The organism is Bradyrhizobium diazoefficiens USDA 110 (genome assembly GCF_000011365.1).
Lineage (GTDB): Bacteria > Pseudomonadota > Alphaproteobacteria > Rhizobiales > Xanthobacteraceae > Bradyrhizobium > Bradyrhizobium diazoefficiens.
The window spans coordinates 806003-830253 of sequence record NC_004463.1; the positions used below are offsets into that span (position 1 = coordinate 806003).

21 protein-coding genes are annotated in these 24251 nt (G+C 65.2%); 7 read left to right on the top strand and 14 right to left on the bottom strand.

Annotated elements, in window-relative coordinates:
- Nucleotides 1-145: 145 nt before the first annotated feature.
- The 8 genes from BJA_RS03820 to ubiE all read right to left on the bottom strand — a co-directional run bounded on the left by BJA_RS03820 (nt 146) and on the right by ubiE (nt 10196).
- Complete coding sequence (locus BJA_RS03820; protein ID WP_011083577.1) at nt 146-868, bottom strand: nucleotidyltransferase family protein; 723 nt, start codon at nt 866-868, stop codon at nt 146-148.
- A 193-nt stretch (nt 869-1061) separates the two neighbouring features.
- On the bottom strand, nt 1062-1379 hold the full coding sequence (locus BJA_RS03825; RefSeq protein WP_011083578.1) for a PilZ domain-containing protein: 318 nt from the start codon (nt 1377-1379) through the stop codon (nt 1062-1064).
- Nucleotides 1380-1466: 87 nt separating this feature from the next.
- Nucleotides 1467-3023 (bottom strand): bifunctional tRNA (adenosine(37)-N6)-threonylcarbamoyltransferase complex ATPase subunit type 1 TsaE/phosphotransferase, encoded by a 1557-nt coding sequence (locus BJA_RS03830; RefSeq protein WP_011083579.1) that lies wholly within the window; start codon nt 3021-3023, stop codon nt 1467-1469.
- Nucleotides 3020-5524: a sensor histidine kinase gene (locus tag BJA_RS03835; RefSeq protein ID WP_038965154.1), complete on the bottom strand. Its 2505-nt coding sequence runs from the start codon at nt 5522-5524 to the stop codon at nt 3020-3022. The genes BJA_RS03830 and BJA_RS03835 overlap by 4 nt, the downstream gene beginning before the upstream one ends.
- Before the next feature lie 376 nt (nt 5525-5900).
- On the bottom strand, nt 5901-6359 hold the full coding sequence (gene dut, locus BJA_RS03840; RefSeq protein WP_011083581.1) for a dUTP diphosphatase: 459 nt from the start codon (nt 6357-6359) through the stop codon (nt 5901-5903).
- Nucleotides 6356-7807, bottom strand: coding sequence for a bifunctional phosphopantothenoylcysteine decarboxylase/phosphopantothenate--cysteine ligase CoaBC (gene coaBC, locus BJA_RS03845; RefSeq protein WP_011083582.1), 1452 nt, complete (start codon nt 7805-7807; stop codon nt 6356-6358). The genes dut and coaBC overlap by 4 nt, the downstream gene beginning before the upstream one ends.
- Nucleotides 7808-7863: 56 nt before the next feature.
- Nucleotides 7864-9438: a 2-polyprenylphenol 6-hydroxylase gene (gene ubiB / locus BJA_RS03850; RefSeq protein ID WP_011083583.1), complete on the bottom strand. Its 1575-nt coding sequence runs from the start codon at nt 9436-9438 to the stop codon at nt 7864-7866.
- Nucleotides 9435-10196 (bottom strand): bifunctional demethylmenaquinone methyltransferase/2-methoxy-6-polyprenyl-1,4-benzoquinol methylase UbiE, encoded by a 762-nt coding sequence (gene ubiE, locus BJA_RS03855; protein ID WP_011083584.1) that lies wholly within the window; start codon nt 10194-10196, stop codon nt 9435-9437. Before ubiE ends, ubiB begins: the two co-directional genes overlap by 4 nt.
- 81 nt (nt 10197-10277) lie before the next feature.
- Here ubiE and mutM point away from each other — a divergent pair, with 81 nt between their 5' ends.
- Nucleotides 10278-11159: a bifunctional DNA-formamidopyrimidine glycosylase/DNA-(apurinic or apyrimidinic site) lyase gene (mutM, locus tag BJA_RS03860; protein ID WP_011083585.1), complete on the top strand. Its 882-nt coding sequence runs from the start codon at nt 10278-10280 to the stop codon at nt 11157-11159.
- 171 nt (nt 11160-11330) lie between these two features.
- Here mutM and BJA_RS03865 read toward each other — a convergent pair whose 3' ends face one another.
- The gene (locus BJA_RS03865) at nt 11331-12074 is read right to left on the bottom strand and encodes a ParA family protein (protein WP_011083586.1); all 744 of its coding nucleotides are present in this window, start codon (nt 12072-12074) and stop codon (nt 11331-11333) included.
- A gap of 246 nt (nt 12075-12320) precedes the next feature.
- A complete protein-coding gene (locus BJA_RS03870) occupies nt 12321-13682 on the bottom strand; it encodes a serine protease (RefSeq protein ID WP_038965159.1) in 1362 nt (453 codons plus the stop codon).
- 257 nt (nt 13683-13939) lie between these two features.
- On the opposite strand from BJA_RS03870, the gene BJA_RS03875 reads away from it, so the two are divergent.
- Complete coding sequence (locus BJA_RS03875; protein WP_011083588.1) at nt 13940-14743, top strand: HesA/MoeB/ThiF family protein; 804 nt, start codon at nt 13940-13942, stop codon at nt 14741-14743.
- 107 nt (nt 14744-14850) lie between these two features.
- Here BJA_RS03875 and BJA_RS03880 read toward each other — a convergent pair whose 3' ends face one another.
- On the bottom strand, nt 14851-15852 hold the full coding sequence (locus BJA_RS03880) for a 2-hydroxyacid dehydrogenase (RefSeq protein WP_011083589.1): 1002 nt from the start codon (nt 15850-15852) through the stop codon (nt 14851-14853).
- 330 nt (nt 15853-16182) lie between these two features.
- Between BJA_RS03880 and BJA_RS03885 the strand changes: the two genes are divergently transcribed.
- Complete coding sequence (locus tag BJA_RS03885; protein WP_011083590.1) at nt 16183-16713, top strand: SH3 domain-containing protein; 531 nt, start codon at nt 16183-16185, stop codon at nt 16711-16713.
- Between the two features lie 156 nt (nt 16714-16869).
- On the opposite strand, the gene irrA is transcribed toward BJA_RS03885, so the two are convergent.
- Nucleotides 16870-17361 carry an iron response transcriptional regulator IrrA gene (gene irrA, locus BJA_RS03890; RefSeq protein WP_008131763.1) on the bottom strand — a complete coding sequence of 164 codons (492 nt, stop codon included), beginning with the start codon at nt 17359-17361 and terminating at the stop codon, nt 16870-16872.
- Nucleotides 17362-17711: 350 nt separating this feature from the next.
- Here irrA and fabA point away from each other — a divergent pair, with 350 nt between their 5' ends.
- From fabA to BJA_RS03910, 4 genes are all read left to right on the top strand, one after another.
- Nucleotides 17712-18233 carry a bifunctional 3-hydroxydecanoyl-ACP dehydratase/trans-2-decenoyl-ACP isomerase gene (fabA, locus tag BJA_RS03895; protein WP_011083591.1) on the top strand — a complete coding sequence of 174 codons (522 nt, stop codon included), beginning with the start codon at nt 17712-17714 and terminating at the stop codon, nt 18231-18233.
- A gap of 40 nt (nt 18234-18273) precedes the next feature.
- Entirely contained in the window at nt 18274-19497 is a 1224-nt protein-coding gene (fabB, locus tag BJA_RS03900) for a beta-ketoacyl-ACP synthase I (RefSeq protein WP_011083592.1), read from the top strand.
- Nucleotides 19498-19632: 135 nt separating this feature from the next.
- Nucleotides 19633-20430: an enoyl-ACP reductase FabI gene (fabI, locus tag BJA_RS03905; protein WP_011083593.1), complete on the top strand. Its 798-nt coding sequence runs from the start codon at nt 19633-19635 to the stop codon at nt 20428-20430.
- Nucleotides 20431-20622: 192 nt separating this feature from the next.
- Nucleotides 20623-22560 (top strand): autotransporter outer membrane beta-barrel domain-containing protein, encoded by a 1938-nt coding sequence (locus BJA_RS03910; protein ID WP_162494191.1) that lies wholly within the window; start codon nt 20623-20625, stop codon nt 22558-22560.
- Between the two features lie 64 nt (nt 22561-22624).
- Here BJA_RS03910 and BJA_RS03915 read toward each other — a convergent pair whose 3' ends face one another.
- Nucleotides 22625-23221, bottom strand: coding sequence for a glutathione S-transferase family protein (locus tag BJA_RS03915; RefSeq protein WP_011083595.1), 597 nt, complete (start codon nt 23219-23221; stop codon nt 22625-22627).
- A gap of 115 nt (nt 23222-23336) precedes the next feature.
- On the bottom strand, nt 23337-24227 hold the full coding sequence (locus BJA_RS03920; RefSeq protein WP_011083596.1) for a hypothetical protein: 891 nt from the start codon (nt 24225-24227) through the stop codon (nt 23337-23339).
- Nucleotides 24228-24251: the final 24 nt, after the last annotated feature.

The window sequence follows — 24251 nt, forward strand, 5'->3', positions numbered from 1 at the left end:
GACGGGAAGCCCCTACGCCACGCTCTCCAGCCTCGTAGGGTGGGCAAAGGCGCGCTTGCGCCGTGCCCACCGTATTCGTCATTGGAGTTAGCTTGTGCGGTGGGCACGCTTCGCTTTGCCCACCCTACGGCACCGTGTTCGCGGCCTACGCCACGCTCTCCAGAAATGCCTCTTCCGCCGCATGCACCGCATCAGGCGTGCCGACATGCATCCAGACGCCGTCGAGGCGCAGGCCGAACAGGCGCTCCTGCTCGTTGGCGCGGTCGAACATCTTGGTCAGCGAGAACTCGCCCTGCGGCGCATCGGCGAAGATCGACGGCGACAGGATCGCCGCGCCGGCATAGACGAACGGAACGACCTCTTTCTCCTTGCGCTTGCGCAGGGCTCCGTCGGGCAGCATGCCGTAATCGCCGCGGCCGCTATAGCCGATGCTGGTCGCCGTCGGCGCCATCAAGAGCAGGATGTCCATGCGCGCGGGATCGAAGTTTTCGGCAAGCCGCGCCAGGTTCGAGCGCACGCCGTCGATCCACAGCGTGTCGGAATTGACATGGAAGAACGGCGCGTTGCCGAGCAGCGGCAGCGCCTTGACCACGCCGCCGCCGGTGCCGAGCACCTGGTTGCGCTCGTCCGAGATGGTCACGCGCGGATGCTGGCGCGATGCGACGTGGTCGATGATCTGGTCCGGCAGGTAATGCACGTTGACCACCGCCTCGCTCACGCCGGCCTGGCCGAGCTTGTCGAGCACGTGGTCGAGCAGCGGCTGGCCCGCCACCGGCACCATCGGCTTCGGCATCTTGTCCGTCAGTGGACGCATGCGCAGGCCGAACCCTGCGGCGAGCACCATGGCTTTGGTCGGTTTGACGGACATCGTTTGCTTTCTCAGATTCGTCTTTCTCAGCCTCGTGGACTCAGAACTCTTGGGATTAGAACTCTTGGAATTACTCTCGAAATTGCCCTTGGAATTCGCGTTCGCGGCAATCCTAGCACGGGACTCATTCAGCCGCACCGCATCTCAACCGCCTTAGCCACCTGCCGTGACGGTTGTACGACGGGTGTGGCCGTTACGCCCCGACGGATGCGGAACGCGCCTTTTTCTTCTTGTCGCCGAGCTTGAGGAAGTTGACGCCGATCTGGTCGCCATTGACCCAGGCAAGCTCACAGCGCCGGTACGCGAGTCCGGTGGACGACAGCAGGAGAAAAAATTCCTTCAGATGGAGCCCTTCGACCGAACCGTCGATGGTCAGCTTGGCGCCGCTCTGGGAGACGTCCTCCATGGTGCAGTCGCGCCGCCACGTGCCGTCGATTCCCATCATCTGGGCCGGAATCCCACGCTCGAAAACAACCCGGCTGTTGCTGCGCTGGTCTGTCTTCACCGCCATCTGCCCTTGCTCCAGCCCGGTAATTATTTGGCTCCTTGCCGCCAGAATACCGACGTCTTGGCTAACAGCCGGTAAATCGGGCCCGAATCAGCCTTGGGGCGGTTCTGGTGCCGGTTCTTGTGACGGCCTTTGGGGTGGCGGGACGTTGGCGAGATACCAGTCGCGCAAATGGCTGAGCGCGGGATGCGCCAGCGAGCGCTGGAGGTAGGTCCAGATCCGCGGCTGGTGGCGCAGGTAATGCGGCTTGCCGTCGCGGCGGTTGAGCCGGGCGAAGGTGCCGAGCAGGCGGGTGTTCCGCTGCGCCGACATGATGGCGTAGAGCTCGGCGAAACCGGCCGGATCGAAGCTCGCATCACCAGCGCGGCGCGCCTTGATGTAGCGCGACAACAGCGTCAGCTCGAGATTCTCGGGCACGTCGATGCGGGCGTCCTGGAGCAGCGACACCACGTCGTAGGATTGCGGCCCTAGCACGGTGTCCTGGAAATCGATCACGCCGACGCGTTCGATGCCGGTGCGCATCCCGAGCCAGATCAAATTGGGCGAGTGATAGTCGCGGATGATCCACGTCCTCGGCGCGGCCAGCGGCTTCTTCAGCAGCTCGCGCCACATCGCAAAGAATTCCGCTCGCTTCGGCTCGCTCAGCGGCGCGTTGCGATCGGGCAGATACCATTCCGGCATCAATCCGATTTCGATCAGCATCGCTTCGGTGTCGAAGACCGGAATGGCGTAGCTCTGCCCGTCCAGCGGCAGCGTCTCCGGCAGCGTCTTGCCGTGCAGCACCGCCAGCACGTCGGTCGCGGCTTCGTAGCGCTCGGGAATCGGGCGCGGCGGGTTGCCTTCGATTACGCCTTCGCTGCCGAAATCCTCCGATATCAGGAAGCCGTGGTCGAGATCGGCATGATGGATCGCGGGCGCCGAGATGCCTTGCGCGCGCAGGCCTTCGTCGATGGCGACGAAGGGTTTGACGTTTTCGGCGAGATGCACCGCGGCGCTGTAGGACTTTCCGTTGTAGAGCGCCGCGCCGTCGGGGCGCTGCGGAAAGTTCATGAGGATGACGATCTCGTCGTCGCGCAGCAGCCGCGCGTAGGACCGTGTCGAGGCGTCGCCGGCCATGCGCCGCCGCATTGCGTCGAGATAGCCGGATGCGTCGAGGAATTCGCGCAGCGCTTTCAGACGCGCGACCTGGGCTGCGCTCTTGCCGTAACCGGTGATGTCGGCGGCACGTGCGTTCGAGCCCAGAGCCGGACGATGGGTGAGTGCGATGTCGATGCGATCCTCGGGCAGCGCCGACGGCGCACGCTCCGGCCATTCGATCAGGACAAGCGTGGCGTCCGGCAGCGGCGACAGCCCGATCTCCTCGAGCTCGCTCTCGTCCTCGACGCGGTAGAGGTCGGCATGCATGACCGGAAACGGCGGCAGCTCATAACCCTGCACCAGAGTGAAGGTCGGGCTCGGCACTTCCAGCGCCTCGTCGTCGGCGAGGTAGCGGATCATGGCGCGGGCGGCCGCGGTCTTGCCGGCGCCGAGGTCGCCGGTGAGCGTGATGACATCGCCCGGCCCGACCAGCAGCGCGAGATCAGCCATCAGTTGCGCGGTGGCCGTCTCGTTGTGAAGCGCGACGGAGAATGTGGTTGGCGCGCTCATTCGGCGGCGTCGCGATGCGCCGCCTGGTCGGTCGGGAAGTCGCAGATCACGACCGTGCCCCGGCCCACGATCGAATCCACCCGCACCTTGCCGCCATGCAGCTCGACGAAGGAGCGCACCAGCGACAGGCCGAGCCCGGCGCCGCGGTGACGCGACCCCTGCGAGCGGCTTTCGAACCAGTTGAACACCTTGTCCTTCATGTCGGCAGGTATTCCAGGCCCGGAATCTGTCACAGTGAAGACCACACTGTGCTCGGTGCGGCGCGCGCTGATGCCGACGGTGGAATCCTGTGGAGAAAACCCGACGGCGTTGGCGAGGAGGTTATAGAGCACCTGCACCACGCGCTTTTCGTCGCCGATGAAGCTGCCGATATCGGGCGCGATCTCGACCTTCAGGCGGATGCGGTCGGTGGCGAGCCGGTCCTGGATGCCCTCGGCGGCGAGCTCGATGGTCTTGCTGACGTCGACCGGGCCGAGTTCCAGCTTCATCGCGCCGGCGTCGATGGTGGCGAGATCTAGGATGTTGTTGGTCAGCGCCAGCAGCGCGTTGGTCGATTTGGTGACGTAGTCGAGATATTCGGCCTGTTTCGGCGTCAGCGGTCCGGTCGAGGGATCGCTGAGGAAATGCGCGAAGCCGATAATGGTGGTGAGCGGCGAGCGCAGCTCGTAGGAGACGTGGTGGACGAAATCCACCTTCATCTGGTCGGCGGCCTCCAGCGCCTCGTTGCGCTCGCGCAGCGCGCGCTCGACGTTCTCGGTGTCGGTGATGTCCTGGAACGTCAGCATGGTGGCGCCGTCGTGCAGCGGCCGGATCATGCCGTCGAGCACGCTGCCGTCCTTGCGGTCCAGCTTCAGCGGCACGTCGGCGCGGCTCTCGATCGAGGTGACGGCCTCGCGGATCTGCCGCCAGACCACGGGATCGTCGAACAGTTGATGGCACCAGCCTTCGACGGTCTGGATGTGCGGCTCGTCGCGCATCGCGTCGCTCGACAGCTTCCACATCCGGACGAAGGCCGGGTTGAAGAGCTGCGCCTTGCCGTTGCTGCCGAACACCGCGACGCCCTCGGCGAGGCTGTCCAGCGTCTCGCGCTGGACCCGGATCATGCCGTCGAAGCGGCGGGCGAGCTCGAGGCTCTCGGTGACGTCGTCGAACAGATAGGTGACGCCGCCTTCCGGGTTCGGCGTGGTGACGACGGAGAGGGCGCGGCCGTCGGGCAGATACCAAGTATCCTTGGCGGCCTCGACCGCGCGATACGCCTCGTGCAGCTTGGCCTTCCAGGCGCGGAAGTCGGGCTGCTCCGGCAGTTTTCGCGCGGCACGGAGCTGGTCCAGCACGCTGGAATCATCGGGATTGGCGTCGAGGAAGGTACGGTCGAGGTCCCATAGCCGGCGGTAGGAATCGTTGTAGAAGGCAAGGCGCCGGTGGCCGTCGAACACGGCGACGCCGGAGGAGAGCTGGTCGAGCGTGCGGCGATGCGCCTCCGCCATCCGCACCAGCGCCGAGCTCAGCGCATCCGCCTCGCTGGCATCGATCGCGACGCCGACGCTGCCGCTGCCGACATTGACGGCGCGCACGTCGTAGATGCGCCGCTCGCCGCCGATCACGATCGGCAGCCGGGAGGTGAAATTGGCCGCGTCCTTCAGTCCCCGTTCCATGGCGCCGCGGTCGGCGCTGTCGAGCAGCTCGAGCTTGCGCTCGTGGGCGTCGCTGAAGCTCGCAGCCTCGGTCGCGCGGACATAGGCCGGGTTGGCGAAAGTGAGCGCACCGTTCTCGCCCTTGGCCCAGATCGGCCAGGGTGCCGCCGCAGCGAAGCCGCGCAGCATCTCGGTCTCGTCGGAGAGCGCCTTGTAGCGCAGATTGGTTTCGGCCAGATCCCGGCGCAGGCCCGAGAGTTCGCGAATCCTGACAATGGCCTGGCCACCGATGGCGCGGCCGATGGCTTCCAGCGTATGGCCATGCGCGGTGGTCAGCGTCAGCTGGAACCCGTCGCCGCGGTCGCGCAGCGCATCCACAGCGTGATCCATCTGGAGCGCGGGTTCCGGCGGCAGCCAGGTTCCGAAGGCGAGCACGCGCTGCGGGGAGGAGTCGCGCGGCAGCACCATCGAGACGTCGCCCGAAATCTGCGCGCGGTTGTCGCCCGCCGGCCAGGAGATCAGGATCTGCGGTTCGGCGAACAGCAGCGCGCCGAAGCGGTCGGCCTGGAGTTGCAGTTCCCCGATCCGCGCGCGCAGCCGCGCCTCGTTCTTCGCCGTGCGCACGCGCGTGCGCATCAGCAGGATCGCGGCCATCACCGAGAAGCCGAGCAGCGCCAGCGCGGTGGCGAGCACCGCAAGTTCCTGCCGGTTGAAGTCCAGCAATTCCGAAAGTGTGCCAACGAAGTCGGCGGCCTCGGCCGGCGCAGCCGGCAGCAGCGCCGCGAGAGCGCTCCCGATCAGGCCGTCGCGCACGAGCGATGTGCACGATAGCAGCGTCCGACGCATCGACACGATCACGCCTGACATAGTTGCCCCAAGACCGCACGAATTTACGCGCGGCGACCCCCGTCGCGCGCGAATCAAACGACAATACCCCCACCGTGACTCCACCGGTAAGAGTCCAGATCGTGAACGCAAAGGCGGCCCCAAAAAAATGCGGGACGTGGCGTTCCGGGTTCACGTAGTTCTTCGGAGAATTCGGCTGGAGTTGCCGTGCGTTAGCGGCCCATGCGAACTGTTGCCCCGATGAAGGTGCGCTCCCTCGCCCGCTCGCGGGGGAGGGTTGGGGAGGGGGTGTCTCCGCGGTGGGAATCCCCGAGAGGAGAGAACCCTCACCCGCGTCGCTTCGCTCCGCGACCTCTCTCGCAAGCGGGAGAGGTGAAGCCCAACTCGCTGCCGTGCGTTAGCGGCCGGTCGAGCCGAAGCCGCCGGCGCCGCGATCGGTCGCCGACAAGGTCGCCACCGGAACCAGCGCGGCCTGAACCACGGGCGCGATGACCATCTGCGCGATCCGCTCGCCGCGCTTGATCACGAAGGCCGCTGCGCCGTGGTTGATCAGGATCACCTTGATCTCGCCGCGATAGTCCGCGTCGATGGTTCCGGGCGAGTTCAGCACGGTGACGCCGTGCTTGGCGGCAAGCCCCGAGCGCGGCCGCACCTGCGCCTCGTGCCCGGGCGGCAAGGCGATCGCAAGGCCGGTCGGCACCAGCGCATATCGGCCGGACGCAAGCGTCAGCGGCGCGTCCTCCGGAACCGCGGCCATCAGGTCGAGACCGGCGGCCTCCGCCGTCTGATAGGCCGGCAGCGGCAGGCCCTCGGCATGCGGCAGGCGTTGCAGTTCGACCGTGACTTTCGTGCTCAAGATGCGGGCTCCAGGGATTTGCCGATCACACTCTTGACGATATGCGCGATCAGCTCGGTGGCGACCTGTTCCTTGGTCATCGCGGGCCAGGAATCAACCGCGATCTCGCCGTTCTTCTCACCATTCTTGCGGCTGATGAGGTGGACAGTGTTGCGGTCGCCGCCCATCACGCCGGTCGCCGGCGAGACGTCGTTGGCGACGATCCAGTCGCAGCCCTTGCGGGCAAGTTTTGTCTTGGCGTTGTCGATGAGGTGCTCGGTCTCGGCGGCGAAGCCGATCACCAGCGGCGGGCGCTTGTCGGTCAGCTTCGCGATCGTGGCGAGGATGTCGGGGTTCTCGACCAGCTGGAGCGGCGGCATGCCGGCCGAGGTCTTCTTCAGCTTCTGCTCGCCCTCATTGGCGACGCGCCAGTCGGCGACCGCGGCGGCGAAGATCGCGATGTCGGCGGGAAGGGCCGCCTGCACCTGCTCCAGCATCTGCCGCGCCGATTCCACATGCTTCACCGTCACGCCCTGGGGATCGCCGAGATCGACCGGGCCGCTCACCAAGATCACCTCGGCGCCGGCGGCCTGCGCGGCGGCGGCGATGGCAAAACCCTGCTTGCCGGAGGAGCGGTTGGCGATGTAGCGCACCGGGTCGATCGGCTCGTGGGTCGGGCCCGCGGTGATCAGCACGCGCTTGCCGGCGAGCGGGCGCGGCACCGGCGGCCGCAGCAGGCGCTCGGCGGCGGCGGCGATCTCCAACGCCTCGGACATGCGGCCGATACCGGCTTCACCCGCCTCGGCCATCTCTCCGGAATTCGGCCCGATCAGCACGACGCCGTCGCGCTGAAGCTGCGCGACGTTGCGTCGGGTCGCCGCGTTGTTCCACATCAGCGGATTCATCGCCGGCGCCAGCAGCACCTTGCGGTTGGTCGCGAGCAGAATGGCGCTGGCGAGGTCGTCGGCATGGCCGTTCGCCATCTTGGCCATCAGGTCGGCCGTGGCGGGGGCCACCACGATCAAGTCGCAGTCACGGGCCAGGCGGATATGGCCGGCGTCGAACTCGCTCTGGGGATCGAACAGGTCGGTATAGACGCGCTCATGCGAAAGGGCGCTGACCGAGAGCGGCGTGACGAACTGCTGGGCCGCGTTGGTCAGCACGCAGCGGACCTCGATGCGCCGCTCCTTCAGCCTTCGGATCAGGTCGAGCGATTTAAAGGCCGCGATCCCGCCGCCGATGATCAGAGTGACGCTGGCCTCGGCAAGGGCGCCGGTGCGCTGAGGCGTCGGAGCGGTGGATGCCGTAGGCGGCACCGCAAAGGGCGTCAACGGCTCCTCACGGCCCTCGATCAGCTCCCGCAGGATGACCCGGACCTCTTCCTCAAGGGACCTGTGATTCTTGGCCGAACGCAGCCGCAGATAGGTTTTGACGTGTTCGTCGAGCTTGCGGATGGTTAGGCTCGCCATGACGCCCTCCGGCACGGAATGATAGCGATGCTATCAATCAAGTGATTGCAATGCAATCACAAATTCCGGACGGCGATCAGGATCCCGATGAAGGTCGCTGCGATGATCCAGAGCGCCACGGTGCGCCAGCGGTTCTTGCGGCCCTCGCTGCGGCCCATCGCCGCGATGCTCTCCGGCGACAGCCGCAGGCCCTCCCGCGTCATGGTCTCGAGCTGCTCGAGCACTGCAACGGAGCGCTGCGCGATATCGGGCAGGCGCATCAGCACGCGGGCGAGGTCGCCGCCGCCGGTGAGCGCGCCCTGCACCCGGCCGATCGGCCCGAGATTGCGCTCGATCCACTCACGCACCACGGGGTCGGCGGTCTTCCAGATATCGAGCCTGGGATCGAAGCCGCGCGCCACGCCTTCGACCACGACCATGGTCTTCTGGAGCAGGATCAGCTCGGGCCGTGTCGTCATGTCGAACAGGCCGGTGACCTCGAGCAGCAGCGTCAGCAGCCGCGCCATCGAGATCTCTTCGGCCGTGCGGTTGTGGATCGGCTCGCCGATGGCGCGGATGGCTTGCGCAAAATTCTCGACGGAGTGGTGCGCGGGCACGTAGCCCGCCTCGAAATGCACCTCCGCCACACGGCGATAATCGCGGGTGATGAAGCCGAGCAGGATTTCCGCGAGGAAGCGCCGCTCCTTCATCCCGAGCCGGCCCATGATGCCGAAATCGACCGCGACGAGGCGGCCGGTGTCGTCCAGGAAAAGATTGCCCGGATGCATGTCGGCGTGGAAAAAGCCGTCGCGCAGCGCGTGGCGCAGAAAGCTCTGGATCACCTTGCGGCCGAGATCGGGCAGGTCGACCTGTGCCTCTGCCAGGCGCTTGTGATCGTTCAGCGCGATGCCGTCGATCCACTCCATCGTCAGCACGTTGTGCGTGGTACGGTCCCAGTCGACCGTGGGCACGCGGAAGTCGAGATCGTCGCCCGTGTTCTCCGCCATTTCTGACATTGCAGCCGCTTCCAGCCGCAGGTCCATCTCCATCGCGACCGAGCGCGACATGGTGTTGATGACCTCGATCAGGCGCAGCCGCCGCGCCTCGGCCGAATAGGTCTCGGCCTTGTGCGCAACGTAGAAGAAATCGGAGAGATCACGCCGGAAGCGCGAGGCCACATTCGGGCGCAGCACTTTCACGGCGACTGCCTTGCGGATGCCGTCACGTACCACTTCGCCGCGATGCACCTGAGCGATCGAGGCGGCGGCGACCGGCGGGCCGAGGCTCGCGAACACGTCCTTGAGCGGACGCTCCAGGGAGGCTGCGATCGCAGCTTCCGCTTCTGCTTGCGAAAACGGCGGCAGGCGATCCTGGAGACTTTCCAGGTCACGCGCCATGATGACGCCGACGACGTCGGGGCGCGTGGCCAGAAACTGCCCGAGCTTGAGATAGGCCGGGCCCATCCGGGTCAGCGCGCGCGACAGTCGCGGCCCGTGCTTTGGACCGCGCCGTTCGACGATGCGCGCAAGCTTCAGCGCGAGCTGCCCGGGCGGCGGCACCAGGCTCGGATCGACGGAGCCGAACACGCCTTCGCGCGCGAACACGAACGCAGCGCGCATGAGGCGCGCGGTGTGGGTAATTGCAGAAATCACAAACGCCAGCCCGAATGCAGTGCGACGATGCCGCCGGACAATGTCTGCCAGTTCACGCGGGCAAAGCCTGCGTCGCGGATCATGTCGGCGAAGGCGTTGGGCTTGGGAAACTTGCGGATCGATTCGACGAGATATTGGTAGGACTCGGCGTCGCCCGTGATCATGCGGCCGAGCGGCGGGATCACCTTGAACGAGAACAGGTCATAGAGCTTGTCGAGGCCGGGCATCTCGACGGTGGAGAATTCCAGGCACAGGAAGCGGCTGCCGGGCCTCAGCACGCGATAGGCCTCGCGCAGCGCCAGGTCGATCTGCGGCACGTTGCGGATGCCGAAAGCGATCGTATATGCGTCAAAGCTGCGGTCGGCAAAGGCGAGCGCTTCGGCATTGCCTTCGACGAAATCGACCTGGGTCTCGAGATGGCGCTTGGCGGCGCGCTCGCGGCCCACGGCGAGCATGTCGGAATTGATGTCGCAGACCGTGGCGTGGAAGCCGGGGCCGGCGGCCTTGGCGGCGCGGAACGAGATATCGCCGGTGCCGCCGGCGACGTCGAGCAACGCGAACGGCCGGTCGCCCCTCGGCGGATCCAGCGCGTTGATCATGATGTCCTTCCAGACCCGGTGCAGGCCGCCGGACATCAAGTCGTTCATCAGGTCATAGCGCGACGCAACGCTGTGAAACACATCGTTCACCAGCGTCTGCTTGTCCCCCAGGGGAACGTCCCTGAAGCCAAAATGCGTGGTTTCGCCCGGCCGATCCATTACTCTACTCCACGAGGCGGACCATAGCGCGCCCGCCGCAATGGCGCTATCACACCGCCCTCATAAGGTGAATGCCTGACCATGCCTGAATTGCCCGAAGTCGAGACCGTCCGCCGCGGCCTTCAGCCCGTCATGGAGGGTGCGAAAATCGTCGTCGCGGAGGCCCGCAGGCCGGACTTGCGCTTTCCGTTCCAGCCGGACTTCGTGGCCCGGCTCCAGGGGCAGGTCGTCACGGGGCTCGGCCGCCGCGCAAAATATCTCATGGCCGATCTGGCCTCCGGCGACGTGCTCTTGATGCATCTGGGCATGTCGGGCTCGTTTCGCGTCATCAAGCCGGACAATGATGCCGCACCTGGGGAGTTTCACTATCCACGGGGTAAGGACACCACCCATGACCACGTGCTGTTTCGGATGTCCTCCGGCGCCGACATCGTCTTCAACGATCCGCGCCGCTTCGGTTACATGAAAGTGATCGCGCGCAACGCGCTCGAGGACGAGCCGCTGCTCCGCGGCCTCGGCCCCGAGCCGCTCGGCAACGAATTCGATGCCGCGATGCTGGCGCGATCTTGCGAAGGCAAGGCCACCAGCCTGAAGGCCGCGCTGCTCGACCAGCGTGTGGTGGCAGGGCTCGGCAACATCTATGTCTGCGAAGCGCTGCATCGCTCGCACCTGTCGCCGCGCCGGATCGCTGCGACGTTGGCGACCAGGAAGGGCGAGCCAACGGATCACGCGAAGAGATTGGTCGGTGCGATCCACACCGTGCTGAACGACGCCATCAAGGCCGGCGGCTCGTCACTGCGCGACCATCGCCAGACCACAGGTGAGCTCGGCTACTTCCAGCATTCGTTCAAGGTCTATGACCGCGAAGGCGAGACCTGCAAGACGCCTGCCTGCGGCGGCACGATCAAGCGCTTCACCCAGAACGGCCGTTCGACCTTCTGGTGTCCGAAATGTCAGAAGTGAGGATCAGGCTCGCGACCGCGAGGCTGTGAGTCTCTGCGAGCGTGACGAGCTCACCACGACGTCATTGCGAGTGCAGTGAAGCAATCCGGCCGGGCTGGTGGCCGGATTGCTTCGACGCTGGTGCCCTTCCGGATGGTGAAGGGCCGACTGACGCCCGATCGATCGCCCCGCTCAGGACGCCAGTGTCGTGGTCTCGTCCGTGGAAAGCCCAGTGGCGGCATGCAGCAGGCCGTCCGGAGCCGACATGACCTGGTCGATCAGGGCATTGGTCGTGGCGCTGAGCTCGAGCCGGGTCTCGATCCACTGCCAGAGGCCGCGGATCTCGTCCGCCGACTTGCCGTTCGGCGCGAATTCGCTGACGGCGAGGCCGCCGGCGAGTGAATCCTGGTGGTCGTTGCGCATCACGATCAGGGGACGCGCGAGCACCTCGGCGAGATCGAGCGCGGCTTCCTCGGCGAGCGTGTTGGCGGCATTGTCGATGCGCTGGCCGCGGATCGGCGTCTGGTTCAGCACGAAGCTGTAGGGCCGCTTCCAGGCGCGTGCGACGCTCAGCGTCGAGGCGGTCGCCTCGATGTCCGCGACGCTCGGGCGGGCCGGGATCAGGCAGAGATCGGAATGACGGATCGCGGCGGTGGTCGCGGCGCTGAGGCCGGCCGCGGTGTCGACGATCGCGAGCTGGAGGCCGCTGTCGGCCAGCATGTTCAGGCGCGGCGCGATGTCGGCGGCGTGATAGATCGGCTCGACCACGAGATCCTCGGCGGTGCGACGGCGCTGCCAGTTGGACAGGGTGCCCTGCGGGTCGGTCTCGATCAGGCGGACGGTGAAGCCGGCCTGCTTGGCCGCCAGCGCGAGGCCGACGGCGAGCGTGCTCTTGCCACTGCCACCCTTTTGGGTGGCCAGTACGATCGTGTGCATGGGAAGATAAATCCTTTGGAGTGCCTGGGTCAGGAATACGCCACGCGAACGTGCATCGCTTCTGGATGCTGAGCTCTTCTCGCTCAGGACGTGCCGGCCCGATCCAAAGGGGATCGCGGAGGTCCGAATCAACGGTAACAATGATGTCGGAATCGGGAATGCCAGCTAATCCGTACCATTACTGGACCCGTAGTCGTACGTGCGATGTGCGCCGATAGACACGAGAGATTGTGATTGTCGCCTGGCTTACTTCCGCACGCAGATCACGCGGACGACGGCGGCCTTCGCATCCGCTGAACTGCCGTTTGCTGTGACGCCGTTGGCCTTCAGGAAATCGCGCACCGTCTCCGCTGAGACCATCACGGCCTGCGACGCCGGCACCGACGTCGCGGGTCCCGCCACCATCGCCGGCTTCAACAGCGCAATGCCGGCGAATTTGCTGTCCGCGTCGATCGCGGGGCTGCCGGAAAATCCGACCGCCGGCGGTGGCGACAGCGCGGAATCGCTGCTCGTGACGCGTGCGAGCGCGCCCTTGACGCTCGAGACCCCGGCCGCGCCACCCTGGCTTTGCGGATCGGCGATGCCGACGACATCGACATTGGTCTTCGCCCCGCCGCCAGCGAGGCCGAGTGGCTTCAGGCCACGCGCGCCGTAGATGTGCAGGAGCGCAAGATCGTGCTCCTTGTCCTCGGCAAGACGATCGGCGCTGCCGTAGCCGGCGATGGTGATCGCAAGGCAGCTGTCGGTGACGAGGCGGTCGGTGAGGATCGCGCCGTCGTCGCTGACGACGATGCCGGTGCCGTATTCGACGGTCTTGCGCGGCGGCGGTCCGGCTTGCGGTCCTGCCGGAAATGCATTGAACGCGCTCGACATCGCGATCACGACCGGCTCGACCGTGTTCTCGGTGGCCTGGTCGTAGAGGATCGTCATGATCCGGACTTCGTCGCCCTTGAAGGTGCCGCGCACGTAGAATTTCTTCAGGCCCTGGAGCCCCGACAGCACGAAGAAGTCGGGCTTCACCACGGTGTAGTCGACCTTGCGTCCGGCCGGCTCCTTCTTCTCGGCGTCCGCGAGCTTCGCGGTCGTGGGGTTCGCCTCCTTGCGCCGGCTGAGCAGCACCTGCACAGTTCCGGTCGGCGAGGTCCATTTCGATCCGTTGGCATCGGTCGCCTGCTGCGGCACCAGTTTTGAGGGAATGCCGAGCCGGGCGCCGCTGGTCATCTCCGTCACGATCTTCCAGCCGACGCTGTCCTGCTTCCGCCGCGCGGTCTCGGCAAGCGCGGCGCGCTCCTGCGGATTGAGCACGCCGGTCGGCTTGCCGCCCTTGTTCTTCTGGTACTCCTTGATGGCATTGACCATGCGCTCGCTGACCTCGCCGGTGATGGCGCCGTTATATTGGCCGACCCAGGCGAGGTCGGACTGGAGCGAGAGGCGTTCGGCCTGCGCCATGGCATCGGCCGTTTCCGACGGTGTCTGAAGTGCGGGCGGGCGGATCGGAACGGTCTGGACCGTCTTCGGCTTGGTGCCGGGGATCTGCGGCGTCGTCATCTGGGCGTTTGCGCCTGTGGCGGCCGCAAACATCAGTGTTGCCGCAAGCATCGATCTCATGACAAATCCAGCCAGCCCATTGAACGCAATGCCATTGAAGCACATCTCGTTGGTCGCGAACAATCTCGGGGTGGTTCAGGCCTGCGGGCAGGCCGGACCCTCATCTGAGTGTTACAGGGTCATTCCGGGGCGGCTCGAAGAGCCAAACCCGGAATCTCGAGATTCCGGGTTCGATGCTTCGCATCGCCCCGGAATGACAGTATGTGCGACTTCCGCGCTCCTCGCGGGGAGCGGCAGCAATCTAGGAAGAGCTGAGAATGCTGAGCCCGGACGAACTCGAACGTTATGCCCGCCATATCGTGCTGCGCGACGTCGGCGGCCCGGGCCAGGCCGCGCTGAAGCGGGCCTCCGTGCTGGTGATCGGCGCCGGCGGGCTCGGCGCGCCCGCCTTGATGTATCTGGCTGCAGCCGGGATCGGCACGCTCGGCGTGGTCGATGACGACGTGGTGTCGCTGTCCAACCTCCAGCGCCAGGTGATCCATACGACGCCCGATATCGGCCGGCACAAGATCGAGAGCGCGGCCGAGCGCATTTCCGCTCTCAATCCGCATGTCCGCTTCGTCGGTCACGCCACCTGGCTCAACGCCGACAACGCGCTCAGCCTGATCGGCGACTACGACCTCGTGCTCGATGGCTCCGACAATTTCTCGACGCGTTATCTGGTCTCCGACGCCTGCTTCTTCGCGAAGAAGCCGCTGATCACCGCGGCGCTCGGCACCTTCGACGGCTCGCTCACCACCATCCGCGCGCATGAAAAGAACGAGGCTGGTGAATTCAATCCGACCTATCGCTGCCTGTTTCCGGAGGCGCCGCCGCCCGGCACGGTGCCGGCCTGCGCCGAGGCCGGCGTCATGGGCGCGCTCGCGGGCGTGCTCGGCTCGATGATGGCGCTGGAGGCGATCCGCGAGATCGTCGGCTTCGGCGACGGCCTCGTCGGCCGCCTCCTGATGATCGATGCGCGCGCGATGCGCTTCGAGACGCTGCGCTATTCGCGCGATCCGGCCAATCCGCTCAACGGCGATGGTCCCGTGTTCGACGATCTAAGCATCCATCGCGAGTAGGCGCGGAGCCAAGCCGCTGCTCAGATTGCCGGGGCAGTGACTGGCTCGGGGCGGCCGCGGTTTGCCGGCCGCTCCGTTCAAGTCTGCGAGCCCTGGCGCACAGCGCCTCAGAGCATGCTCGGCAGCACGCGATCCGGCGGCTTGTGCGCGTCGAGGAAGGTGCGGATGTTGATGATCACCTTCTCGCCCATCTCGACGCGGCCTTCGATCGTGGCCGAGCCCATGTGCGGCAGCAGCGTCACCTTGCCGGCTTTGGCCAGCCGCACCAGCTTCGGGTTCACCGCGGGCTCGTGCTCGTAGACGTCGAGCCCGGCGCCGCCGATCTCGCCGCCTTCGATCAGCTTGATCAGCGTGTCCTCGTCGGTCACCTCGCCGCGCGCAGTGTTGACGATGTAGGCGTCCTTGCGGATCAGCTTCAGCCGTCGCGCCGAGAGCAGGTGATAGGTCGCCGGCGTGTGCGGACAGTTCACCGAGAGGATGTCCATCCGCGCCAGCATCTGGTCGAGGCTTTCCCAATAGGTCGCGCCAAGCTCTTCGGCGATCTTCGGCGCCACGGGGCGGCGGTTGTGATAGTGAATCTGCAGGCCGAAGGCGCGGGCGCGGCGCGCCACTGCCTGGCCGATGCGGCCCATGCCGATGATGCCGAGGCGCTTGCCGCCGATGCGGTGGCCGAGCATCCAGGTTGGCGACCAGCCGGGCCAGGGCTTGCCTTCCGTCAGGATCGAGGCGCCTTCGATCATCCGCCGAGGCACGGCCAGGATCAGCGCCATGGTCATGTCGGCGGTGTCTTCGGTCAAAACCTTTGGCGTGTTTGTGACGGTGATGCCGCGGGCATGCGCGGCCTCGACATCGATATTGTCGACACCGTTGCCGAAATTGGCGATCAGGCGCAGCTTGCAGTCGGGCTGGTTGACGATGTCGGCGGTGATGTGGTCGGTGACGGTCGGAACCAGCACGTCGGCGGTGCGCGCGGCTTCCGCGATCTGGTCGGCCGACATCGGCGTGTCGTCGAGATTGATCCGCGCGTCGAACAGCTCGCGCATCCGCGTCTCGATCGAATCCGGCAGCTTGCGCGTTACCACGACGAGGGGCTTTTTCTTCACCGACATGTCCTGCTCTCATGAGGCGTGGCAAGCCCGCCTCTGTCGCCAAAGGCCGGCCGTTCAGGCCTCATTAACCCGGTTGTTCGACACTGCCCTTGCCGTGTCGTCCCCGGCGTTTCCTTCAAGCTCTCCCGATATTTCCATCCGGAAAATCGGGCCAAACTGGTTGTTCAAGCGTCCGTCCTCTCTAGCAGAAGGCCGGGCCAAGACAAGAACCACGGGGTAAGGCTTGGCGGAACACCCGCGTGGGGCGGGTCAGGGACGACCGCGGCAGGGTATTTTGGAATTTTGGGGTGAGGGTCCGGCTCGGCCGGGTCCTCGACAGGAGACGGGTTGATGGCGTTGGGGCGTTTTTGTTCGGTGATGGCGCTCGTTTGCACCTGGTTGAGCGCCTCGGTCAGCCCCTCGCATTCGGCGAAGGACAACACCCCCCAGAGCGCCAGCGGCCTCCCGGTGCCGCGCTATGTCAGCCTGAAGTCGGATCACGTGAACGTCCGTGCCGGTCCGACCAAGGACAATGACGTGGCCTGGGTCTATACCCGCGCCGGCCTGCCGGTCGAAATCACAGCCGAGTTCGAGAACTGGCGCCGGGTGCGCGATTCCGAAGGCGCCGAGGGCTGGGTCTATCACTCGCTGCTGTCGGGCCGCCGCACCGCGGTCGTCACCATGAAGCACAAGGACGAGCTCGCGCCGATCTATGACCGCGCCGATCCTGACAGCGCGGTTGCGGCCAAGCTCCAGGCCGGCGTCGTCACCCAGGTGAAGAAGTGCAGCGCAAACTGGTGCCGCGTCACCGGCAACGGTTTTGACGGCTGGATCCAGCAGGAACGCCTCTGGGGCGTGTATTCGGACGAGCAGGTGAATTGACGCTGCAGGCGTCATCCCGGGATGGCGCGAAGCGCCAGACCCGGGATCTCGAGATTCCGGGTTCGGTGCTACGCACCGCCCCGGAATGACGGCGTAAACAATTATGGCCGGGACAAGCCCGGCCATCACGACCAAATCAACAGTTTAGGATAGATCTCAGCGCTTCTTGCGCAGGCGCACGACCATGTCGATGCGCGCGATCTCGTAACCCTCGGGCACCTCCGGCATCTTGGACAGCGCCAGATGCGGATCCTCGATGTCGACCAGCTCATGGCTGTTCTCGAGGTAATAGTGGTGGTGCGTGGTGACGTTGGTGTCGAAATAGGTCTTGGTGCCGTCGACACTGACTTGGCGCAGCAGGCCGGCGTCGGTGAGCTGGTTCAGCGTGTTGTAGACGGTCGCCAGCGACACTGGAACCTTGGCCAGCGTGGCTTCCTCGTACAGCATTTCAGCCGTAAGGTGGCGAGCACCCTTGCCGAACAGGAGCCAGCCCAGCGCCATGCGCTGCCGCGTCGGGCGGAGCCCGGCGGACTGGAGCATTTCGTTAACGTCGTGCCACGGGCAGCCGGTCAAAGCCGGCTGGCGGCCGGACAGGAGGGCCGCGGCATGGACGTCGTCGTCGTGATGGGGCGCGGTATTCTCGCTCATTTCCAGATTTCGGGCACGCGTGAACAATAACTCCCTGCAATATAAGAACAGATAGATGCAGATGCAAGTTTCTCGCAACTAGAGAGGTTCTAATCGGAGTGGAACCGAGCGAGGAGCCCGTCATTTTACCTTCATGAGAGCGCTTTGCCACCGAAATGGCCTGTGTTAGAGAGCGCGCGGTTCCGCTTAGCCGATTTTGGTGCACCCGGGCATCGAGGCCCGGTCCGCAGTCCATCGGGGCTTGTGGGAGTTGCGCCTGACGATGGCAATTGGCGTTACTCTCCGACCGGGACGGGGCCCATTTTCGCCAAAAAACGTCGCTCAATCGGACTTTGAACAGAGGCACATGCATGCTGAACAGGCGCAACGGTTACGAATACGAAGATCTGCTGGCATGTGCCCGCGGCGAGATGTTCGGCCCGGGCAATGCCCAGCTGCCGCTGCCGCCGATGCTGATGTTCGACCGCATCACGGACATCAACGACAATGGCGGCGAATTCGGCAAGGGCCTGGTGCGCGCCGAGCTCGACGTGAAGCCCGACCTCTGGTTCTTCGGCTGCCATTTCAAGAACGATCCGGTGATGCCCGGCTGCCTCGGCCTCGATGCGCTGTGGCAAATGGTCGGTTTTTACCTGGGCTGGAGCGGCGGTGAAGGTCGCGGTCGCGCGCTTGGCCTGAACGAGCTGAAGTTCAGCGGCCAGGTGCTGCCCGAGGCCCGCAAGGTTGTGTACAACGTCGATATCAAGCGCGTGATGCGGGCAAAGCTCGTGCTCGGTATCGCCGACGGGTGGCTTTCGGTCGATGACCAGATTATCTATCGCGCGAAGGATCTGAAGGTCGGCCTGTTCAAGCAGGGCACGAGCCTGGGCTGAACGCATCACAAAGAAAGACAACGATTTAGGCGAGGCTGTCATGAGGCGGGTTGTGGTCACCGGGATGGGCATCGTCTCGTCCATCGGAAACAACACCCAGGAAGTGCTTGCGAGCCTTCACGAGGCGAAGTCGGGCATTTCGCGGGCTGAGAAATATGCCGAGCTCGGCTTCCGTTCGCAGGTGCAAGGTGCGCCGACGCTCGACCCTGCGACGGTCGTCGACCGCCGCGCGATGCGCTTCCTCGGCCAGGGCGCGGCCTGGAATCACATCGCGATGGAACAGGCGATCCTGGACTCCGGTCTGTCGCCCGAAGACGTCTCCAACATCCGCACCGGCATCATCATGGGCTCCGGCGGACCGTCCGCCCGCACCATCGTCGAATCCGCCGACATCACCCGCACCAAGGGCCCGAAGCGCGTCGGACCGTTTGCAGTGCCGAAGGCGATGTCGTCCACGGCGTCCGCGACGCTCGCGACCTGGTTCAAGATCAAGGGCGTGAATTATTCGATCTCCTCGGCCTGTGCGACCTCGAACCATTGCGTCGGCAATGCCTATGAGACGATCCAGATCGGCAAGCAGGACATCATCTTCGCCGGCGGCTGCGAGGAGCTGGACTGGTCGCTGTCGGTGCTGTTCGACGCGATGGGCGCGATGTCGTCGAAGTACAACGACACGCCCGCGACCGCCTCGCGTCCCTACGACGTCAACCGCGACGGCTTCGTGATCGCCGGTGGCGCCGGCGTGCTGGTGTTGGAAGAGCTCGAACATGCCAAGGCGCGCGGCGCGCGCATCTACGGCGAGATCGTCGGCTATGGCGCGACCTCGGACGGCTACGATATGGTCGCGCCGTCGGGCGAGGGCGCCGAGCGCTGCATGCGCATGGCGATGTCGACGGTGAAGACCAAGGTCGACTACATCAATCCGCACGCGACCTCGACGCCGGCAGGCGATCCGCCGGAAATCGAGGCGCTCCGCAAGGTGTTCGGCGTCGGCGAGAAGTGCCCGCCGATCTCGGCGACCAAGGCGCTGACCGGCCATTCGCTGGGCGCCACCGGCGTCCAGGAGGCGATCTACTCGCTGCTGATGATGAACAACGGCTTCATCTGCGAGAGTGCGCACATCCAGGAGCTCGATCCCGTGTTCGCCGACATGCCGATCGTGCGCAAGCGAATCGACAACGTCAAAATCGGCACCGTGCTGTCGAACTCCTTCGGTTTCGGCGGCACCAACGCCACGCTGGTGTTCAGCCGGCTGGACGTGTGATCTCTGATTTTGTCATGCCCCGCGAAGGCGGGGCATCCAGTATGCCGCGGCTTCTCCATTTATCACGACGGTCTCTGGATACTGGATCGCCCGCCTGCGCGGGCGATGACGTCGAAAATAGGAGCGACGGCTGACATGGAAGGTTTGATGAAGGGCAAGCGCGGTCTGATCATGGGCATCGCCAATGATCATTCGATTGCCTGGGGCATGGCGAAGACGCTGCATGCCCATGGCGCCGAGCTTGCCTTCACCTTCCAGGGCGAAGCCCTAGGCAAGCGAGTCAAGCCACTGGCGGAGCAGCTCGGCGTCGAACTGGTGCTGCCTTGCGACGTCGAGGACATCGCCAGTGTCGACGCGACCTTCGATGTGCTGCGCGAAAAATGGGGCAAGCTCGATTTCGTCATCCATGCGATCGGCTTCGCCGACAAGAACGAGCTGAAGGGCCGCTACGCCGACACCAGCCGCGAGAATTTTTCGCGCACCATGGTGATCTCCTGCTTCTCGTTCACGGAGGTCGCAAAACGTGCCGCCGAGCTGATGACGGAGGGCGGCAGCATGATCACGCTGACCTTCGGCGCCTCGGAGCGCGCGATGCCGAACTACAACGTGATGGGCGTGGCCAAGGCGGCGCTGGAAGCCTCCGTGCGCTACCTCGCCTCCGATTTCGGACCGCGCGGCATCCGCGTCAACGCGGTCTCCGCCGGTCCCATCCGCACGCTTGCCGGCTCGGGGATCGGTGAGGCGCGCGCGATGTTTGCCTTCATGCAAAAACACTCGCCGCTTCGCCGCGGCGTCACGCTCGACGAGCTCGGCGGTTCGGCGCTGTACCTGCTGTCGGATCTGTCCGGCGGCGTGACCGGCGAGATCCACTACGTCGATTCCGGCTACAACATCGTCCTGATGCCGAGGCCTGACGATCTGAAGTCGGAATAAAGCGTTCGCAGGCCGCCTGAGGCCGCGACCGTTTCCTCGCACCCCACGATCATGGGGCAGACTCGGCGATAGAAATAATGTTTGCTGCGCCCGGTGGCGCCGCGGGGTCGTATCCCGCGGTTCGGGAGAGCGGTCTTGCCGAGGATACGTGCGATCAGTCGCGTAGGCGTGCTGGCGTCTGTTGCCGGTGCGATGCTGGTTTGCGGCAGCTCCCGCGCTGTAGCGCAGTCGGCGATCTGGGATGCGACCCTCTCCAACACGAACTGGTACGTGCCGACAGCGCAGCTGCTGGCCTACGCCGCGCCCAAGACCGGCTTCTCCAATCCGATCCCGATCGGCGACCAGACGCTGTGGTCGCTGGCGACCGCGACCAACGGCGCCTTCACCGGAACGAGCGTGGCGCAGCTCAAGCTTGGTCCGGCGCTGCTGACCGATACCTCGACCATCCAGGGGTTCGTCACGACCGCGGGCCAGATCACGATGCTGTTCACGCCGACCGCGGGCGGTGCAGTGACCGTCGGCCTCGGCCACATGCGAACCGTCAACGGCGTGACCGGCATGGAAATGCAGATGATCACGGGCGACAGCCTGCTGGTGACGCATTGGGCCTACATGCTTCCTTACGATCCCGCGACCTTCACGCCGCCGGCCTCGCAGGCCGTTCCGGCGAACTCCGTCCCGCAATGGGCCTGGACGTCGGGCACGCCGTGGCGGATCGTCAGCTCCACGCTGTTCGGCACGTCCGCGCCCGGTCGCTTCGTCATCACGAATTACCAGAACGGATATTTCTGGGGCGCCGGCATTGCGCCCGCGGGGAGCGGTGCTGCGAACTTCACGCTGCTGGGGTCGGTGACGCCGGAAGGCAACGTGCTCTTCAACACACTCTCGAAGGGCACTCTTAGTAGTCTCTATGGCGCTGCGAGCGGCGACGCATCGGGCGCACAGATGCTGGTCAGCAGCTATGATCTCTCGGGCAACCCGACCGGCGGCATCGCCTATCTCTCCCTGGTGCGGCCCTATGCCGAAACGCTTCAGGCCCAGAACAGCCGTGCGGGCCTAGGCGCGGCGGATATGCTCTATCGCCTGTCCGCGACGTCACTCGGCTGGACCGGCAGCATGGCGACCGGCTTCACCGCGCTCGACAATCTCAGCGGCTCCGGTCTCGTCAACGCCGTCAACCAGACCTTGCCTGTCCTCACCGGCGCGGCGTCGCAGGCGACCTATTCCACGCAACGCACATTTCAGCAGGCGATGACAGGACGATTGGACGACGTGCTCGGGCTGAACGCGGGCGCAACGCCTGAGCGGAATCTTTGGATGAAGCCGCTCGGCGGCAGTGTCCGGCAGGGCAGTGTGGATGGCGTCCCCGGCTATAACGCGTCCGGCGGCGGCATTGCCGTGGGCGCGGACACGACAATCTCCACGCGCGCGATGATCGGCGGCGTGTTCGCCTATTCGCATCAAACGATCACCGGCAGCGAGGATGCCGTCCCGAACCGGCTCGCCATCGATTCCTATCAGGCCGGACTCTACGGCGCCTATGCGCTCGGCCATGGCGTTCAGGTCGATGGCCAGCTCGACGGTGCGTTGAATGACAATGGCGAGAGCCGCTCGCTCACGTTCATCAACAATACGGCTGCGGCCGGCTATCGGTCCTATAGCGGGCACGCCGGTGTGGGTGTTCGCAAGCTGATCCCGATCGAGTCTGGATTTGCGATCGCGCCGTCGCTGCGGCTGGACTACGGACAGGTTCGTTCGCCAGCCTATCAGGAAGGCGGCGCAGGCGGCTTCAGCCTCAATGTGGATTCGCAAACCTATCGCGAATTGACGCTGACGGCAGGGCTGAAGGGCGCCTACAGGATCGCGCAGCACGTCTATCTTACCGGCGATGTCGGCGTCGGCTACAACGCGCTGAATCAGGGACTTCAGATCAAGTCAGCGTTTGCCGGCGGCGGCGAGACCTTCACGACCGGCGGCCTTGCCCTGTCGCCGTGGATCTACTCGACCGCGCTGGGCATCGTCGCGGCCGACAACAACCGTTTCGATCTCGGCCTCCGCTACGGCCTTGCGGCGACATCCTCCGGATTGCTCCAGCAGTCCGGGCTCGCCGTCCTCAAGATCAGGCTTTGAGCCGGATTCTTGTTTTGTCGCGTTTTCTTTACGCGAACCGGCATCCACTTCGCTCGAAAACGCTCTAACCCGCCGCGATCTTCTCCGCGCGCTGGAACGCCGGCCGCGCCATGCAGCGCGCCAGATAGGCATCGAAGGCCGGGCGCGACGGCACCATCTTGAACAGGCGCACCGCGAAGTTCAGACCGGAGCCGACGGTGATGTCGGCGGCGGAAAACTCCTCGCCAAGAATCCACGGCCCCTTGGCGAGCGCAGCTTCCAGCACGTCGAACACCTGCGTCGCGCTGCCCCACGCCGCGGTCGAGGTCGGGATCTCGATCTTGGTGAAGATCTGGATGATGGCGGGCTCGATGCAGCCCGGCGAGAAGAACAGCCATTGCAGATAGCGCGCGCGGCGCGGATCGGTCACAGCGGGCGCAAGCTTGGTCTCGGGATAGCGGTCGGCGATATAGGCGCAGATCGCCGCGGCCTCGCCGAGCGCAGCGTCGCCGTCGCTGAGCGCCGGCACCTTGCCCATCGGGTTGACCTTCAAATAGTCCGGCGCCTTCTGCGCACCGGTCGAGATGTCGGTCAGTACGCGCTCATAGGGCAGGCCGCTCTCCTCCATCAGCCAGAGCGTCGTGAACGAGCGAGAACGGGGCGACCAATAGAGCTTGATCATGGGGGGAACCTTTCATCGGCGGAAGGCCAACAGCGCGCAATTCATGTCGCGTTTGCCGTGTATCCGCAACGCAATACGCCTAGGCAGAAGGCAAGCGGCGCGAACGACATGTGGGTCAACGTTCCTTGGTGTCGCTTTGACGCGCTGCTGGTCGAACCCCGAGCATGAGCGGAAGCGTTTTGTCGAGGCTTTCCGCCAGCATGGCGCGCACGCCGTCGCGCAGTGCGGGATTGTCGGCGGCATCTTCAGGGCGCGTTGGAAACGATTCTGCGGGTAATTCGCGATAGGGGCCGCCGATTTGCCTCCCCAGAAGCCGCTGCACCACCAGGGAATGATGCACGTTGATCAGCGCAGAGCTCTGTCTGACAACGGAGAAGTCGCGCCCGTCAAAGATGCGGATAAACGCCAGGGCATAAAGATAGATGCGACGCCCTAGCACTACATCCTGGTTGAGGATGCCGAACCCGCGGACCGTATAGTTCGATGTCCCGATAGGGCTGACTGAATTGAGGACCTGAATGTAGTGCCGGCAATTCGTTCCTTTCGCGACCTCGCGCATGTATCCGGCCAGCTCCGCGTTGAGATCGCGGAACAGCCTGTCCTTCAATGTGTCCTTGGACTCATCGCGGGGAGGAAATTTCGCTGGGTTGTAGGGGATTCTCAGAACGGACACGCCGGCAGGGATCGCGGCGCGAGTCCGCGCGAAGATCAGATCGTTGAGCCCCCAGCCTGGGATCGGGACCACCATCGTCTTGTTCTGGAATACGGTGAGGCCGATCGTCAGCACGGTGAACTCATCGCCGGTGGTGACCACGACACCGAAGTCGCACGAGCCGCCGGCCACGGGAGCGGGCTTGCCCGTCGCTTCACGCCGCGTGGTTATCTTGCCGATGGCTTGTTTGACGGTTGGTCGTGCCGTCTCCAATTGGGCTTGTGCCCGCGCCTGAGTTGAAAAACACCACAGGATGATCGCGACGACGAACAGCAGGGTCATGATGCTGAACACGGCTGTGTTCGCAAGCGCAGCGAA

What these genes read in the sequence shown, in the direction of transcription:
- BJA_RS03825 (WP_011083578.1), bottom strand. Translation starts at nt 1,379, where the DNA reads ATGGCGGTGAAGACAGACCAGCGCAGCAACAGCCGGGTTGTTTTCGAG.
- fabA (WP_011083591.1), top strand. Translation starts at nt 17,712, where the DNA reads ATGCTGAACAGGCGCAACGGTTACGAATACGAAGATCTGCTGGCATGT.
- BJA_RS03915 (WP_011083595.1), bottom strand. Translation starts at nt 23,221, where the DNA reads ATGATCAAGCTCTATTGGTCGCCCCGTTCTCGCTCGTTCACGACGCTC.
- irrA (WP_008131763.1), bottom strand. Translation starts at nt 17,361, where the DNA reads ATGAGCGAGAATACCGCGCCCCATCACGACGACGACGTCCATGCCGCG.
- BJA_RS03830 (WP_011083579.1), bottom strand. Translation starts at nt 3,023, where the DNA reads ATGAGCGCGCCAACCACATTCTCCGTCGCGCTTCACAACGAGACGGCC.
- mutM (WP_011083585.1), top strand. Translation starts at nt 10,278, where the DNA reads ATGCCTGAATTGCCCGAAGTCGAGACCGTCCGCCGCGGCCTTCAGCCC.
- coaBC (WP_011083582.1), bottom strand. Translation starts at nt 7,807, where the DNA reads ATGGCGAGCCTAACCATCCGCAAGCTCGACGAACACGTCAAAACCTAT.
- BJA_RS03880 (WP_011083589.1), bottom strand. Translation starts at nt 15,852, where the DNA reads ATGTCGGTGAAGAAAAAGCCCCTCGTCGTGGTAACGCGCAAGCTGCCG.
- fabB (WP_011083592.1), top strand. Translation starts at nt 18,274, where the DNA reads ATGAGGCGGGTTGTGGTCACCGGGATGGGCATCGTCTCGTCCATCGGA.
- BJA_RS03875 (WP_011083588.1), top strand. Translation starts at nt 13,940, where the DNA reads ATGCTGAGCCCGGACGAACTCGAACGTTATGCCCGCCATATCGTGCTG.
- BJA_RS03835 (WP_038965154.1), bottom strand. Translation starts at nt 5,524, where the DNA reads ATGTCAGGCGTGATCGTGTCGATGCGTCGGACGCTGCTATCGTGCACA.
- BJA_RS03820 (WP_011083577.1), bottom strand. Translation starts at nt 868, where the DNA reads ATGTCCGTCAAACCGACCAAAGCCATGGTGCTCGCCGCAGGGTTCGGC.
- fabI (WP_011083593.1), top strand. Translation starts at nt 19,633, where the DNA reads ATGGAAGGTTTGATGAAGGGCAAGCGCGGTCTGATCATGGGCATCGCC.
- BJA_RS03885 (WP_011083590.1), top strand. Translation starts at nt 16,183, where the DNA reads ATGGCGTTGGGGCGTTTTTGTTCGGTGATGGCGCTCGTTTGCACCTGG.
- ubiE (WP_011083584.1), bottom strand. Translation starts at nt 10,196, where the DNA reads ATGGATCGGCCGGGCGAAACCACGCATTTTGGCTTCAGGGACGTTCCC.
- BJA_RS03870 (WP_038965159.1), bottom strand. Translation starts at nt 13,682, where the DNA reads ATGAGATCGATGCTTGCGGCAACACTGATGTTTGCGGCCGCCACAGGC.
- BJA_RS03865 (WP_011083586.1), bottom strand. Translation starts at nt 12,074, where the DNA reads ATGCACACGATCGTACTGGCCACCCAAAAGGGTGGCAGTGGCAAGAGC.
- BJA_RS03910 (WP_162494191.1), top strand. Translation starts at nt 20,623, where the DNA reads ATGCTGGTTTGCGGCAGCTCCCGCGCTGTAGCGCAGTCGGCGATCTGG.